Source organism: Mycobacterium sp. SP-6446 (assembly GCF_001954045.1).
Classification (GTDB): domain Bacteria; phylum Actinomycetota; class Actinomycetes; order Mycobacteriales; family Mycobacteriaceae; genus Mycobacterium.
The window spans coordinates 58,586-73,890 of sequence record NZ_MBEM01000184.1; the positions used below are offsets into that span (position 1 = coordinate 58,586).

Sequence of the window (15,305 nt, forward strand, 5' to 3'; positions counted from 1 at the left end):
TGTCAGGCGCCGAGACGCCGGAATCCGCTGCGGTGGAACACAATCGGCGCCACCGCGGCATCCACCGTCACCTCGCTGACGCGAAGCACCACAATGGTGTGATCCCCGGCCGGGATCATCTGCTCGATCGCGCTCTCCAGCCATAGGCCGGTGCCCTTGATGAAGACCGCGCCGGTGGTGGTGGACACCGTCTCCAGTCCCGCGAACCTGTCGCCGGTCTTGGCGGCCAAGGCACGCGCGGCCTCGTCATGGGCTTCACCGAGCACGCTGATGCCCAACCTCGGCAGGTCCTTGAGCTTGGGCCACGTCGTCGACGTGTTCTGCACACAGAACGACACCAGTGGCGGTTCCAGCGAGACGGGGACAAAGGTACTGGCCGCCAGCCCTTCCCGGGTTCCGTTGATCTCGGCGGCAATGGCCACGACACCGGACGGAAAATGCCCGAAGGCCTCACGAAGTGAGGACGGGGTCAGCTTCTTCGTTGAGTTCACCGGTGTTGATTCGCCCCTTGAGCCGACGACGGATTTCTCCTATCCGACCCTACTGGACGAGTATCCGTGCGCGTCAGCCACATCCGGGTGCGCCCGCAGCCTGCTCTTCCAGGCGTTGCGGCCGTAAACAGCGAAGATCGGATCCGTCGGGTCCGCGGTCGGGGACCAGCGCGCGTCGGTGCGCGCCGCGAGTTCGGGGGGTAGCGACAACACCGGTATCTGCGCATCGAGTCGCGGATTGAAGAAGAACGGCACCGAGATCCGCTCGGCCGCCGCCCCGCGCAGACTGACCCGGTGCTCGGTGGCGCGCAGGTAGCCGCCCGTGGCGACCTCGAGTAGCTCGCCGATGTTGACGATGAACGCACCCTCGAGCGGTGGCACGTCGACCCAGCCGTCGTCGGGGTGTGTCCCCCGCCCGCGCCGCACCTGCAAGCCCGCGCTGCCCGGCTCGGCCAGCAGCAGCGTCAGCACCCCGGCGTCTCGGTGCGCACCCACGCCCTGCGGGCTGGACGCCCGGGCCGGATACCGAATGATCTTGATCAGCGTGGCCGGCGTTTCGGCGAAGGCCGCGTCGAACGCGTCCGGCTGGCTGCCCAGCGAGGCCGCCCAGTGCCGGAGCAGCGTGCGCGCGACCGAGGACAGTGCGGCGTCCCACTCGTCGACGATCCCGGGCAACTCGGGCAGCCCGGCGGGCCACTGGTTCGGGCCCTGCAACCACAGGTAGTCCGGCTTCCCCGGTCCTCCGATCGACGGGCGTTCCGGCCCGATGTCGATCTGCTCGCGCCAGTCCACCTCGCCGCGGGTCAGCTCGCCGCCCAGCCGGGTGTAGCCGCGGAAATGGGGGCTGCGCACCATCGCCACGGCGTCCTTGTCGGCCTGCGGCAGGGCGAACAGCTTGCGGGCGGCGTCGAGTACCCGGCGCGTCAGCGTCTGCGGCACGCCATGGCCGAGCAGATAGCAGAACCCCACCTCGTGGGCGGCCTCGCGGAGGCTGCTGCGGACTTGGCCGGAAGTGTGTCGCAGGTCCACCACGGGCACCGCCGTGGCGCGTCCCACACTGGTCATCAGTCCACCATAACCGCAGGTAGAAGGGCCACCGCAACGCTTCCCAACCAGTTGGTTAATTAGATGATGAAATCTAGCTCACACTCGCTTGCATCGGGCCGCCCAACCGCTATAGTTTGGCTGTGTTACTGGTGGGTAACTTAGACCTAGTACCCAACCACAAGTGGCATTCTCAACGAGGAGGAACGTAGTGAGCCACTACAAGAGCAACGTCCGTGACCAGGTATTCAACCTGTTCGAAGTGTTGGGCGTTGACAAGGCATTAGGCCAAGGCGAGTACGGCGACATTGACGCCGAAACCGCCCAGGAAATGCTCAACGAGATCAGCCGGCTGGCCGAGGGGCCCATCGCGGAGTCGTTCGTCGAGGGTGACCGAAACCCGCCGGTGTTCGACCCCGCTACGCACTCCGTGACGCTTCCGGAATCCTTCAAGAAGTCAGTCCACGCGGTTCTGGAAGCCGGTTGGGACAAGGTCGGCCTCGACGAGGCCCTCGGCGGCACCCCGCTGCCCAAGCCGCTGCTGTGGGCGCTGCACGAGCACCTGCTGGGCGCCAACCCGGCGGTGTGGATGTACGCCGGCGGCGCGGGTTTCGCCCAGATCCTGTACCACCTCGGCACCGAGGAGCAGAAGAAGTGGGCCGTGATCGCCGCCGAGCGTGGCTGGGGCTCCACGATGGTGCTCACCGAGCCGGACGCCGGTTCGGATGTGGGCGCCGGACGGACCAAGGCAATACAGCAAGAGGACGGCTCCTGGCACATCGAGGGCGTCAAGCGCTTCATCACCTCGGGTGACTCCGGCGACCTCTTCGAAAACATCTTCCACCTGGTGCTGGCCCGCCCCGAGGGCGCCGGTCCCGGCACCAAGGGCCTGTCGCTGTTCTTTGTGCCCAAGTTCCTGTTCGACTTCGAGACCGGTGAGATCGGCGAGCGTAACGGCGTGTTCGTCACCAACGTCGAGCACAAGATGGGTCTGAAGGTTTCGGCGACCTGTGAACTGTCGCTGGGGCAGCACGACGTGCCCGCCAAGGGCTGGCTGGTCGGCGAGGTGCACAACGGCATCGCGCAGATGTTCGAGGTCATCGAGCAGGCCCGGATGATGGTGGGCACCAAGGCGATTGCCACCCTGTCGACCGGTTACCTCAACGCGCTGGAGTACGCCAAGTCGCGCGTGCAGGGCGCGGATCTGACCCAGATGACCGACAAGACCGCGCCGCGCGTGACCATCACGCACCACCCCGACGTGCGCCGGTCGCTGATGACCCAGAAGGCCTACGCCGAGGGTCTGCGCGCGCTGTACCTCTACACCGCGACGTTCCAGGACGCGGCGGTCGCCGAGGCGCTGCACGGCGTGGACGCCGACCTGGCCGTCAAGATCAACGATCTGATGCTGCCGGTCGTCAAGGGCGTCGGCTCCGAGCAGGCCTACGCGAAGCTGACCGAGAGCCTGCAGACGTTCGGTGGGTCCGGCTTCCTGCAGGACTACCCGATCGAGCAGTACATCCGCGACGCCAAGATCGACTCCCTCTACGAGGGCACCACCGCCATCCAGGCGCAGGACTTCTTCTTCCGCAAGATCGTCCGCGACAAGGGTGTGGCGCTGGCCCACGTGTCGGCCGAGATCCAGAAGTTCGTCGACAGCGAGTCCGGCAACGGCCGGCTGAAGACCGAGCGCGAGCTCCTCGGCAAGGCCCTGGCCGATGTCCAGGCCATGGCGGCCAGCCTCACCGGCTACCTGATGGCCGCCCAGGAGGACGTCACCAGCCTCTACAAGGTGGGCCTGGGCTCGGTGCGGTTCCTGATGAGCGTCGGTGACCTGATCATCGGCTGGTTGCTGCAGCGGCACGCCGCGGTGGCCCTGGCCGCGCTCGACGCCGGCGCCAGCGGTGCCGACCGGTCCTTCTACGAGGGCAAGATCGCGGTGGCCGCGTTCTTCGCGAAGAACTTCCTGCCGCTGTTGGCCAGCACCCGCGAGGTGATCGAGACGCTGGACAACGACATCATGGAGCTCGACGAGGCAGCCTTCTAGGTCGCTTCATACAAGGTCCCCCGTTTCCACAGCGAAGCGGGGGATCTTGCGTTTGGGGGTGGTTTGTTCGGGGCGCACGAAAAAGGCCGCCGCTGGATCCCCTCACTCCAGCGGCGGCCCATTTCGTACGCCCGTCGTGCGTCTCTGACCGGCGGTCGCCTATGGGATACCCCGTGTTGCCGTCGGGGTCGGGGGGTCAGACCACAACACGGGGTTATCCGGCACATCGGATACCCAGGCGATTGCGTTACTAATCGACTGTGACCAAAATCATTTGCCCTGGCAGCCGCGCTAGAGCCCGGCGCCGGGTTTAGGAGCGGTCAGGCCTCCAGAATCGCGGCCACGCCCTGGCCGCCGGCCGCACAGATCGAAATCAGCGCCCTTGCCGGCCCGCCGCCGTCCGCCTTCTTCTCGGCGAGCTGCTTGGCCGCCTGCGCGAGAATCCGCCCACCCGTGGCCGCGAACGGGTGGCCCGCGGCCAGCGACGAGCCGTTGACATTGAGCTTGGAGCGATCGATTGACCCCAGCGCGGCGTCGAGGCCCAGCCGCTCCTTGCAGTACTCCTCGGACTCCCACGCGCCCAGATGCGTCAGCACCACCGAGGCGAACGCCTCATGGATTTCGTAGAAGTCGAAGTCCTGCAGGCTGAGACCGTTTCTCGCCAGCAGCCGCGGCACCGCGTACGTCGGGGCCATCAGCAGGCCGTCGCGCCCGTTGACGTAGTCGACGGCGGCGGTCTCGGCGTCCACCAGATAGGCCAGCGGCGCCAACGAATGTTCCTCGGCCCACTGTTCGCTGGCCAGCAGGGCCACCGAGGCGCCGTCGGTCAGCGGGGTCGAATTGCCCGCCGTCATCGTCGCGTCTCCGGCCTTGACCCCGAAAACCGGCCGCAGCGTGGCCAGCTTCTCGACGTTGGCCTCGGGCCGCAGGTTGTCGTCGCGGTACAACCCGAGAAACGGCGTGACGAGGTCGTCGAAGAAACCGCGGTCGTAGGCGTCGGACATTTTGCGATGGCTGGCGACCGCGAGCTCGTCCTGGTCGACGCGCTTGATCCCCATTTGCTTGGCGGTGATGGCGGCGTGCTCGCCCATCGACAGCCCGGTGCGCGGCTCGCTGTTGGCGGGGATTTCGATGCCCAGGGTGGCCGGCAGCGTGCCCACCAGCTTCAGCCGCTGGACATTGGACTTGGACCGGCGCAACTTCAGCAGAGTGCGACGCAGGTTGTCGCCCAGGCCGATCGGCGGGTCGGAGGTGGTGTCCACGCCACCCGCGGCGGCGACGTCGTATCGGCCCGCCGCGATGCCGTCGGCGTCGGCGATCGCCGCCTGCAGGCCGGTACCGCAGGCCTGTTGGATATCGAACGCGGGGGTATACGACGACAGCTCGGAACCAAGCACGCATTCGCGGGTCAGGTTGAAGTCGCGGCTGTGCTTGAGCACCGCGCCGCCGACCACCACGCCCAGCCGCTGGCCGCCCAGCCCGAACCGGTCCACCAGCCCACCCAGGGCGGCGGTGAACATGTCCTGGTTGGACGCCTCGGCGTAGGCGCCGTCCGATCTCGCGAACGGGATGCGATTGCCGCCCAGCACGGCGACTTTCCGCCTGGCGGGCTTGGATTCAGAGCTTGCAGAGGCCACGTTTATCTCCGGTTATCAGTTTGGGGTCGGCCATTTAGGGCCATCCTACCCACTGTTCTTACTCTCCTTACTCTGCAGTAAGTTCGTCCTCGATACCGTTGGCCTAGACGGCACAGGTCGACCTAGAAAGAAAGCGGAAGGCAGCTCAGTGGCTCCCAATCGTTCGTCCGATCTGTTCTCGCAGATTGTCAATTCCGGACCCGGATCGTTTGTGGCGAAGCAACTCGGCGTCCCGCAACCCGAGACCCTGCGCCGGTACTCCGCCGGTGATCCGCCGTTGGCCGGCGCCCTGCTGATCGGGGGTGCGGGCAGGGTGGTCGAGCCGGCGCGTGCGGCGCTGGAAAGGGACTACGACCTGGTTGGCAACAACCTGGGCGGCCGCTGGGCCGACCAGTTCGGCGGGCTGGTTTTCGACGCCACCGGAATCACCACGCCGGCCGGACTCAAGGCGCTGCACGACTTCTTCACCCCGCTGCTGCGCAACCTGGGTCACTGCGCGCGCGTCGTAGTCGTCGGCACCACGCCCGACCTGGCGGGAAGCACCGACGAGCGGATCGCGCAGCGCGCCCTGGAGGGCTTCACCCGCTCGCTGGGCAAGGAGGTGCGCAACGGAACGACGGTCGCGCTGGTGTACCTGTCGCCGGACGCCAAGCCGGCCGCGACGGGCCTGGAATCCACGCTGCGGTTCCTGCTGTCGGCCAAGTCGGCGTACGTCGACGGGCAGGTCTTCTACATCGGCGCGGCCGACTCCACGCCGCCGGCTGACTGGGACCGGCCGCTGGACGGCAAGGTCGCGATCGTCACCGGCGCGGCCCGCGGGATCGGCGCCTGCATTGCCGAGGTGTTCGCCCGCGACGGCGCCCGCGTCGTCGCGATCGACGTGGAGTCCGCCGCCGAGGCCCTTGCCGAAACCGCCAGCCGCGTCGGGGGCACCGCGCTGTGGCTCGACGTCACCGCCGACGACGCGGTCGACAAGATCACCGAGCACCTGCGCGACCACTACGCCGGGCACGCCGACGTCCTGGTCAACAACGCCGGAATCACCCGAGACAAACTGTTGGCCAACATGGACGATGCCCGCTGGGATGCGGTCCTGGCCGTCAATCTTCTTGCCCCGCAACGGCTTACCGAAGGACTGGTCGGCAACGGCAGCATCGGCGAAGGGGGTCGGGTAGTCGGCCTGTCATCGATGGCCGGCATCGCCGGCAACCGCGGGCAGACGAACTACGCCACCACCAAGGCCGGGATGATCGGGCTCACCCAGGCGCTGGCTCCGGGACTCTACGACAAGGGCATCACTATCAACGCCGTCGCACCGGGATTCATCGAAACCCAGATGACGGCCGCCATCCCGCTGGCCACCCGCGAGGTGGGCCGCCGGATGAACTCGCTGCTGCAGGGCGGCCAGCCCGTCGACGTCGCCGAGACCATCGCCTACTTCGCCAGCCCGGCGTCAAACGCGGTGACCGGCAACGTGATTCGGGTCTGCGGCCAGGCGATGCTGGGCGCATAGGTTCGAGGGGAACGCGATGAATCAGCCAAGCGGCCTAAAGAACCTGCTGCGCGCCGCCGCTGGGGCGCTACCGTTGGTGCCCCGGTCCGACCAGTTGCCCAGCCGCACGGTGACCGTCGAAGAATTGCCGATCGACCAGACCAACGTGGCCGAGTACGCGTCGCTCGCCGGCCTGCGCTACGGCAACAACGTGCCGCTGACCTATCCGTTCGCGCTGACCTTTCCCGCCATGATGTCGCTGGTGACCGGGTTCGACTTCCCCTTCGCCGCAATGGGATCGGTGCACACCGAGAACCACATCACGCAGTACCGGCCGATCGCGGTCACCGATACCGTGGGCGTGCGCGTGCACGCCGAGAACCTCCGCGAACACCGCAAGGGCCTGCTGGTCGACCTGGTGACCGACGTCAGCGTCGGCAACGAGACCGCGTGGCACCAGGTGACGACCTTCCTGCACCAGCAGCGCACCAGCCTGTCCGACGAGCCCAAGCCGCCCCCGCAGAAGCAGCCCAAGCTGCCCCCGCCGAGCACGGTGCTGCGCATTACCCCGGGCCAGATCCGGCGCTACGCCGTCGTCGGCGGGGATCACAACCCGATCCACACCAATCCGGTCGCCGCCAAGCTGTTCGGATTCCCGACGGTCATCGCGCACGGGATGTTCACTGCGGCAGCGGTATTGGCCAACATCGAAGGCATGCTTCCCGACGCCGTGACGTACTCGGTGCGGTTCGGCAAGCCAGTGCTGCTGCCCGCCACCACGGGCCTTTACATCGACAGGGGCGACGACGGCGGCTGGGATCTTTCGCTGCGCAACATCGCCAAGGGATATCCGCATCTGACCGGAACGGTCCGCGCGCTCTAGCCCGCGTGCGTCGAGCTAGATCTATCAGGGCCTAACACAAGCACTTTCAGCCCATGCGCGCCGCAGGCGGTCAGCAGGAAAACGAGGAACAGCCAGAGCGGGGGCCGCGCGAGTTCCCAGACGAAGATCGCGGCCCAGATCGGCGAGCCCTGGGTAACGGCGAGCACGCCCGCGGCGCCGCTCAGCGAGACCGCCGGCACATGCAAGTGCGTGCCGGCCAGCCAATTGACCGTCAGCACCAGGACCGCCCCCGCCGCCGCGCCGGTCGCCAGCGACGGGGTGAGCATTCCGCCGGCGCCGCCGGCGCGCAGGTACAGCGCGGTCAGCAGCGGTTTCAGGACCAGGATGACGGCGGCCGCCGATAGCGTCATCCCGCTGGCCAGGCTGACCGTCAGGATGCTTCGGCCGTTGCCGGGCAGCTCGGGCCACCAATGCGAGCAGATGCCCGTCGCCAGGCCCGCGGCGGCGAGGGCCGGGACGAGCACCCAGGTCCGCATCAGGCGGGCCGGGCGCGCGGCGGCCATGAGCCGGTTGAACGCTAGCCCGACCACCAGGGCCAGCGGCGCCAACGCCAGGCCGTGCGCGGTAACGAGATACGTCGACTCGCCGACCGGCCACTTGAGGTCGGGTTGATCGCCCGTGAGGGCCGAGCCGATCGCGACCGCGAGGCTGGACGACAGCAGCGCGGCGCCCAGCGCTCGCGGATGCCAGGTGTTGAGCATGATCCGCGCCGAGAACAGCGCGCCGGCCAGCGGAACGGCGTAGACGGCGCCCAGCCCCGCACCGGCGGCGCATGCGAGCAGGATCTCGCGGTCGCGGGCCGACAGCCGCTTCAGCCATTCGGTGCCCAAATCGCCTAGGGCAGCGGCAAATTGGCGCGGTGCCCCCTCCCGGCCGAGGGATGCCCCGGAGCCGACCAGCAGCACCTGCAGGATGGCATCGACGCTCCACGACAGCCGCGGAATCCGGCCGCCGCTCGCGATGGTTTCCGCCAGCGGCGGCACCTCGCTTCGGCGCCGCAGGATCCACCAGCCCACTGCCGCCAGCGCGCCGCCGACCATCGGCCCGACCGCGCGACGAACGGGGCTGCTGCCCGTGATGCCGGCCAGCAGCGTGCCGAAGCTGTAGTGGTAGGTGATGTGCTCGACGAAACGCAACACCTCCGTCGTCGCCAGCCCGGCGAACCCGGCGAGCAGGCCGACGATGACTACCGCGCAAAAGAACTCGAGGTTGCGGCGGCGCAGTGGTTCGGCCACCGCATGAATGTATGTCTAGCCGGCCGCGGCGTTGGAGCCGCCCGCCTCGGCGGCGGCTTCGCGGCCCTCGGGCCCGCCGCGCAGGCCATGCCAGAACAGGTCGATCATCAGCTGGGCCGCCTCGTCGACGTCGATGTCGCCGGTGGACAGCCGGTTGGCCATCGCTTCGCCCGCACCCACCAGGGCCACCGCCATCATCTGGTAGTCGATGTCCGGTCGTGGGGCGCGGCTGCCGGCCCGCACCAGCCCGGCCACCAGCTCGATGATCTGCTCGCGTCCCTCGCGCACGGTGTGCGCGAACGCCTGCGAGCTGATGGCCTGGGTGTACATCACGATCCACGACGCCCGATTGGCGTCGATGTAGCGCAGGAACGACCCGATCGTGTTGCGCAGCATGTCCCTTGGGTTTTGCGTGAAGTCGATGTCGGCGCGCACCGCGTCGATGAACCGGTTCAGCTCGCGGTCCAGGCACGCGCCGAACAGGTCCTCCTTGGAGCCGTAATACAGGTACAGCATCGGCTTGGAGATCTCCGCCTCGGCGGCAATCGCGTCCATTGAAGTTTCGTGGTAGCCGTTGACCGAGAACATCTGCACGGCGGCGTCGAGCATCTGCTGTTCGCGGACAGCACGCGGTAACCGCTTGGTACCACCTGCCATCGCTACGCCTCTCTAGCCCTCTGACTCCAGAGTAACGATGCCGTGGCGCGCTAGTGGCCGCACGCCTTATTGGGGCCCTTCATCGTCGCCACCCGCTGGAGCGACTCGTCCACGGCCGGCATCGTCAATTCGCCTGCGGCCACCGCCTTCTCGAGCCGGTCCAGGACCGCGGGCACCTCTTCGATGCTGACCCACAGCGCGACGTCGGTACCCGCCTGCAGGGTGTGCAGCACCGCGTCGGAGACGCCGTACCGATCGGAGATCGCGGCCATGCTGGACAGGTCGTCGCTGAACACCGGCCCATTGAAGGGCGGCGCGCCGTAGCCGGTGCCGGTGCGCAGCAGCTGCACCGCGGCCCGGCTCAGGCTCGCCGGGTCGTCGCCGGTCAGCCCGGGAACCTGCAGGTGACCGATCATCACCCCGACGGGGAGCTGACTCACCAGCGTCCGGTAGGGCACCAGGTCGTTGGCCTGCAGGTCGCTGAGCGGCGGCGTGACGACGCCGCCCTTGTGTGAATCACCCGAGCCGTGCCCGTGGCCGGGGAAATGCTTGAGCACCGGCAGCAGTCCGGCGTCCCGCAGACCCTGCGCGTAGGCCCCGGCGTACGCGGTGACCGTGCCGGGATCGGCGCTGAACGAGCGGTCACCGATGACGCCGTCCGGGGCGTCGGTGACGTCGACCACCGGGGCGAAGTCGACGGTGATGCCCAGCTCGCGCATCTTTTTGCCGCGGTCCAACTCCAGGTCGTGGACTTGCTGGGGCGTCTGGGTCTGCGCCAGCTGCCGGGCCGAGGGGGCCACCCCGATCAGCGACTTCAGCCGCGACACCCGGCCACCTTCTTCGTCGACGCCCACCGCAAGCGGTAGGGGCCCCGCGCTGCGGGCGATCTCGGCCAGCCCACCCTGGAAAATCGACAGGTCCGTCCAGCCGCCGATGATGATCCCGCCGACGTGAGAGTTGTTGACGACGGTCCGGGCCTCGTCGGCGTTCCGCACGCCCACCATCAGCAGCTGTGCCAGCTTGTCGCGGGTCGACAGCGCGGCCGTCGGGTCGCCGCACACCGGCGGCGCGGGAGCGCCCACCGGCTTGCTGACCGTCGACGAGGGGTGCCGTGCGGAGTCGTGGCCGCATGCCACCAGCACCGTCATGGCGGCCAGCACGGCCAGGATGCGCGGAAAAGCCATCGGGACATGTTGTCACGAACGGCGTTTCATCTCCGACGTCAGGGGGCATCAGCGGTACGTTGCCATTCGACGGGGGCCGGTAACCCCAGTTGACTGGCAGGGAGGAGCCAGCGATGACCGGGTTCACACTGGCCGTCGCCGCCAGCATCGCGGCGGGCCTCTCGATCGGCGCCGCCGCGACCGTCGGCGTCACCCTCGCCGTGCACGACCACAGCGCGGCGCCCGTGCAGGGCCCCCCACCTCCGTCCGCGCCGCACATGGTGAACTACGGCGACCGGTGCTTTCACGGGCATTGCATACCGTGGCCGTGAGGGCGACTCGGGCACCGGGGCCGCGACCGCGCTTCTGCTAGGTTGACGTTTGGGTTGCCCACCGTCCCGACCGCGAAGTCAAGGAGCCATCGATGAACCGGATCATTGCGCCCGCCGCCGCGAGCGTCGTGGTCGGACTGCTGCTGGGCGCGGCCGCGATCTTCGGGATCACGCTGATGGTGCAACAGGACACGAAGCCGCCACTCCCCGGGGGCGATCCGCAGTCGTCAGTGCTCAACCGGGTCGAGTACGGCAACCGTAGCTAGCGGCGATCGCAAGCGCGGCGAAGCCGGGCGCAGCGGGTCGCCGCCATCGGACTCTGCGGCCGCGGGTTCGGCACACGCGGATCCCGCGGAAACGGCGTCGGGCTCGTCGGCGGCGCCGTTGTCGCGCCGGTGGTTGGCGTTGGTCTCCGCGATCGCGCTGGCGCTGACGTTCGCCCAATCCCCGGGGCAGGTGTCCCCCGACACCAAACTCGACCTCACCGCCAACCCGCTGCGCTTTCTGGCCCGGGCGACCAACCTGTGGAACAGCGACCTGCCCTTCGGCCAGGCGCAGAATCAGGCCTACGGCTACCTGTTTCCGCACGGCACGTTCTTTTTGCTGGGCCATTTTCTGGGGTTGCCCGGATGGGCGACCCAACGGCTGTGGTGGGCGCTGCTGCTGACGGTCGGCTTCTGGGGGCTGCTGCGGGTCGCCGAGACGCTGGGCATCGGCAGCCCGACGGCACGCCTGATCGGTGCGGCGGCGTTCGCGCTGTCCCCGCGCGTGTTGACCACCCTCGGGTCGATCTCGTCGGAAACGCTGCCGATGATGCTGGCGCCGTGGGTGTTGCTGCCCACGATCTTGGCGCTGCGGGGGTCGTCCGGCCGCTCGGTGCGGGCGCTGGCCGCCCAGGCGGGCCTGGCCGTCGCGTTGATGGGCGCGGTCAACGCCATCGCGACGCTGGCCGGTTGCCTGCCCGCGGTGATCTGGTGGGCCTGTCACCGGCCGAACCGGTTGTGGTGGCGCTACACGGCGTGGTGGCTGCTGGCCTTGTCCCTGGCGATGCTGTGGTGGGTCGTGGCGCTGGGGCTGTTGCGCAGCGTCAGCCCCCCATTCCTGGACTTCATCGAATCCTCCGGCGTGACGACGCAATGGTCGTCGCTGGTGGAGATGCTGCGCGGCACCGAGAGCTGGACCCCGTTCGTGGCGCCGACCGCCACCGCGGGCGCGCCGCTGGTGACCGGGTCGGCGGCGATCCTGGGCACCTGCCTCGTCGCCGCGGCGGGGCTGGCCGGGCTGGCCAGCCCGGCGATGCCGGCGCGGGGACGGCTGGTCACGATGCTGTTGGCCGGCGTGGCGCTGATGGCCGTCGGCTACAGCGGCGGGCTGGGCTCACCGCTGGCCCACCAGGTGCAGGCATTCCTGGACGCCGCCGGCGCGCCCCTGCGCAACGTGCACAAGCTGGACGTGGTGATCCGGATCCCCATCGCGCTGGGCATCGCGCAGTTGCTGGGCCGGATACCGCTACCCGGCAGCGCTCCGTTGCCCGTGTGGCTACGGGCGTTCGCCCACCCCGAGCGCGACAAGCGGGTCGCCGCGACGGTGGTGATCCTGACCGCCCTGGCGGTCAGCACCTCGCTGGCATGGACGGGCCGGCTGGCCCCGCCGGGCACCTTCAGCGCGATACCCCGGTACTGGCAGGAGGCCGCCGACTGGCTCAGCGAACACAATTCGGGTTCGCCGGCCCCGGGGCGGGTGCTGGTGATCCCGGGGGCACCGTTCGCCACCCAGGTGTGGGGCACCAGCCACGACGAGCCGCTGCAGGTGCTCGGCAGCAGCCCGTGGGGGGTGCGCGACTCCATCCCGTTGACACCGCCGCAGACCATCCGGGCGCTCGATTCGGTGCAACGCCTGTTCGCCGCCGGACGCCCCTCGCCGGGCCTGGCTGATACCCTTGCCCGCCAAGGCATTTCGTATGTGGTGCTGCGCAACGACCTGGATCCCGAGACGTCACGCTCGGCGCGCCCCATCCTGGTGCATCGCGCCGTCGACGGTTCGCCGGGGCTGCAGAAGGTGGCACAGTTCGGCACCCCGGTGGGGCCGGGCACGCTAGCCGGGTTCGTCGCCGACAGTGGGCTGCGGCCGCGATACCCGGCCGTGGAGATCTACCGGGTGGCGGGCGCCGGCGCTCCCGGCGCGCCCTACTTCGCCGACGCGGATCGGCTGGCCCGGGTCGACGGCGGACCCGAGGCGCTGCTGCGCCTCGACGAGCGGCGACGGCTGCTGGGCCGGCCGCCGCTGGGTCCGGTGCTGATGACTTCTGATGTGCAGGACGCCCGCGGCGCCGGACTGACCGCGCCCCTGGTCACCGTCACCGACACCCCGGTGGCCCGCGAGACCGACTACGGCCGCGTCGACCAGCATTCGTCGGCGATCCGGGCGCCCGGCGACGCGCGGCATACCTTCAACCGGGTGCCCGATTACCCGGTGCCCGGCGCCGACCCGGTGTTCGGGGCCTGGACCGGCGGCCGCATCACCGTGTCGAGTTCGTCGTCGGACTCCACCGCGATGCCCGACGTCGCGCCGGCAACCTCCCCCGCCGCCGCGATCGACGGCGACTCCGGGACCGCGTGGGTGTCCAACGCGCTGCAGTCGGCCGTGGGGCAGTGGCTGCAGGTGGACTTCGACCACCCGGTGGCCAACGGAGCCATCACCATCACGCCGAGCGCGACGGCCGTCGGCGCCCAGGTCCGCCGCATCCTGGTCGAGACCGCCAACGGCAGCACCACGCTGCGGTTCGACGAACCCGGCAAACCGCTCGCGGCGGCCCTGCCCTACGGCGAAACCCCGTGGGTGCGGGTCACCGCCGCCGGCACCGACGACGGTTCCCCCGGCGTGCAGTTCGGCATCACCGACCTGTCGATCACCCAATACGACGCTTCGGGGTTCGCCCACCAGGTCAGCCTGCGGCACACCGTTCGGGTGCCCGGGCCGCCGCCGGGTTCGGCGATCGCGGCCTGGGACCTGGGATCGGAACTGCTCGGCAGGCCGGGCTGCGCCCAGGCGCCCGACGGCGTGCGCTGCGCGGCGTCGATGGCGCTGGCGCCGGAGGAGCCGGTCAATTTCAGCCGCACCCTGAGTGTCGCCGCCCCGGTGTCGGTGACGCCGACGGTGTGGGTGCGGCCACGGCAGGGACCCAAGCTGGCCGATCTGGTCGCCGAGCCGAATACCATTCGGGCCCAAGGCGATTCGGACGCCGTGGACATCCTCGGCTCTGCGTTTGCCGCCACCGACGGCGACCCGGCGACCGCGTGGACGGCGCCGCAGCGGGTGGTGCAACACAAGTCGCCGCCGACGCTGACCGTCACACTGCCGCGCCCCACCGAGGTGGCCGGGGTGCGCGTGGCCCCCAGCCGGTCGGCGTTGCCGGCGCACCCGACGATGCTGGCCGTGAACCTGGGCGACGGCCCGCAGGTCCGCGAGCTCAAGGCCGGCACGCCGCAAACCCTGCCGCTGAAACCGCGCGTGACCGACACCCTCACCATCAGCCTGCTCGACTGGGAAGACGTCATCGACCGCAACGCCCTGGGCTTCGATCAGCTCAAGCCGCCGGGGCTGGCCGAGGTGACGGTGCTAGGGACCGACGGCAATCCGGTCGCGCCCGCCGACGCCAGTCGCAACCGATCGCGCGAGATCACCGTCGGCTGCGACCACGGCCCGGTCATCGCCGTCGCGGGGCGGTTCATCCACACCTCGATCCGCACCACCGCGGGCGCGCTGCTGGACGGCGAACCGATCGAAGCGGTGCCGTGCGAACGCGACCCGATCGCGCTGCCCGCTGGCCAACAGGAGCTGTTGATCAGCCCCGGGGACCAATTCGTCGTGGACGGAGCCCAGCTGACGACCGCCGCCGAAATGCCAAGCGCGACCCCGGTTCCCGCCCAAACCGAGGCGTGGGGTCCCGACCGGCGCGAAGTGCGGGCCCCCGCGTCGGCGAACGCGCGGGTGCTGGTCATTCCCGAGAGCATCAACCCCGGCTGGGTGGCGCGCACCGGCACCGGGACCCGGCTGACGCCCGTCGCCGTCAACGGCTGGCAGCAGGGCTGGGTGGTGCCGGCGGGCGACCCCGGCACGATCACGCTGACCTTCGCCAGCAACTCGCTGTACCGGGCCGGGCTGGCGGTGGGACTGGCGCTGCTGCCGCTGCTGGCCGCGCTCGCGTTGTGGCGCACGCGGCGGGGGCGCGACGACGACGCGCCCGCGACACCGTGGCGGCCCGGCCCGTGGGCCGGGGTGGCGGTGCTGGCCGCGGGAACGG

The 15,305-nt window shown here is 69.5% G+C and carries 12 protein-coding genes; 6 read left to right on the forward strand and 6 right to left on the reverse strand.

Features of this window, described 5'->3' with window-relative positions:
- Positions 1 to 2 precede the first annotated feature (2 nt).
- A complete protein-coding gene (locus A5736_RS16940; protein ID WP_076247477.1) occupies positions 3 to 491 on the reverse strand; it encodes a flavin reductase family protein in 489 nt (162 codons plus the stop codon).
- 39 nt (positions 492 to 530) lie between these two features.
- A complete protein-coding gene (locus tag A5736_RS16945; protein ID WP_076247478.1) occupies positions 531 to 1,556 on the reverse strand; it encodes an isopenicillin N synthase family oxygenase in 1,026 nt (341 codons plus the stop codon).
- Positions 1,557 to 1,746: 190 nt separating this feature from the next.
- Between A5736_RS16945 and A5736_RS16950 the strand changes: the two genes are divergently transcribed.
- On the forward strand, positions 1,747 to 3,582 hold the full coding sequence (locus A5736_RS16950; protein ID WP_076247480.1) for an acyl-CoA dehydrogenase: 1,836 nt from the start codon (positions 1,747 to 1,749) through the stop codon (positions 3,580 to 3,582).
- Positions 3,583 to 3,902: 320 nt separating this feature from the next.
- On the opposite strand, the gene A5736_RS16955 is transcribed toward A5736_RS16950, so the two are convergent.
- On the reverse strand, positions 3,903 to 5,219 hold the full coding sequence (locus A5736_RS16955) for an acetyl-CoA C-acetyltransferase (protein WP_076247482.1): 1,317 nt from the start codon (positions 5,217 to 5,219) through the stop codon (positions 3,903 to 3,905).
- Between the two features lie 148 nt (positions 5,220 to 5,367).
- On the opposite strand from A5736_RS16955, the gene A5736_RS16960 reads away from it, so the two are divergent.
- Both A5736_RS16960 and A5736_RS16965 read left to right on the forward strand, forming a co-directional pair.
- Positions 5,368 to 6,732: a 3-oxoacyl-ACP reductase gene (locus A5736_RS16960; RefSeq protein ID WP_076247484.1), complete on the forward strand. Its 1,365-nt coding sequence runs from the start codon at positions 5,368 to 5,370 to the stop codon at positions 6,730 to 6,732.
- Positions 6,733 to 6,748: 16 nt separating this feature from the next.
- Entirely contained in the window at positions 6,749 to 7,594 is an 846-nt protein-coding gene (locus A5736_RS16965) for a MaoC/PaaZ C-terminal domain-containing protein (protein ID WP_076123641.1), read from the forward strand.
- On the opposite strand, the gene A5736_RS16970 is transcribed toward A5736_RS16965, so the two are convergent.
- From A5736_RS16970 to A5736_RS16980, 3 genes are read right to left on the reverse strand one after another with little or no spacing between them, the layout of a single operon-like run.
- A complete protein-coding gene (locus tag A5736_RS16970) occupies positions 7,591 to 8,850 on the reverse strand; it encodes a chloride channel protein (protein WP_076247485.1) in 1,260 nt (419 codons plus the stop codon). The genes A5736_RS16965 and A5736_RS16970 overlap by 4 nt on opposite strands.
- Before the next feature lie 15 nt (positions 8,851 to 8,865).
- Complete coding sequence (locus A5736_RS16975; RefSeq protein WP_076123638.1) at positions 8,866 to 9,507, reverse strand: TetR/AcrR family transcriptional regulator; 642 nt, start codon at positions 9,505 to 9,507, stop codon at positions 8,866 to 8,868.
- A gap of 50 nt (positions 9,508 to 9,557) precedes the next feature.
- Entirely contained in the window at positions 9,558 to 10,691 is a 1,134-nt protein-coding gene (locus tag A5736_RS16980; RefSeq protein WP_076247487.1) for a glycoside hydrolase family 3 N-terminal domain-containing protein, read from the reverse strand.
- Positions 10,692 to 10,804: 113 nt separating this feature from the next.
- Between A5736_RS16980 and A5736_RS16985 the strand changes: the two genes are divergently transcribed.
- The 3 genes from A5736_RS16985 to A5736_RS16995 form a co-directional block, all read left to right on the forward strand.
- The gene (locus A5736_RS16985; RefSeq protein ID WP_076247488.1) at positions 10,805 to 11,002 is read left to right on the forward strand and encodes a DUF2613 domain-containing protein; all 198 of its coding nucleotides are present in this window, start codon (positions 10,805 to 10,807) and stop codon (positions 11,000 to 11,002) included.
- A 92-nt stretch (positions 11,003 to 11,094) separates the two neighbouring features.
- Positions 11,095 to 11,268 (forward strand): DUF2613 domain-containing protein, encoded by a 174-nt coding sequence (locus A5736_RS16990; RefSeq protein ID WP_065443914.1) that lies wholly within the window; start codon positions 11,095 to 11,097, stop codon positions 11,266 to 11,268.
- A 118-nt stretch (positions 11,269 to 11,386) separates the two neighbouring features.
- Positions 11,387 to 15,305, forward strand: a 3,919-nt coding sequence (locus A5736_RS16995) for an alpha-(1->3)-arabinofuranosyltransferase (RefSeq protein WP_076247490.1), incomplete at its 3' end; no start/stop codon positions are given.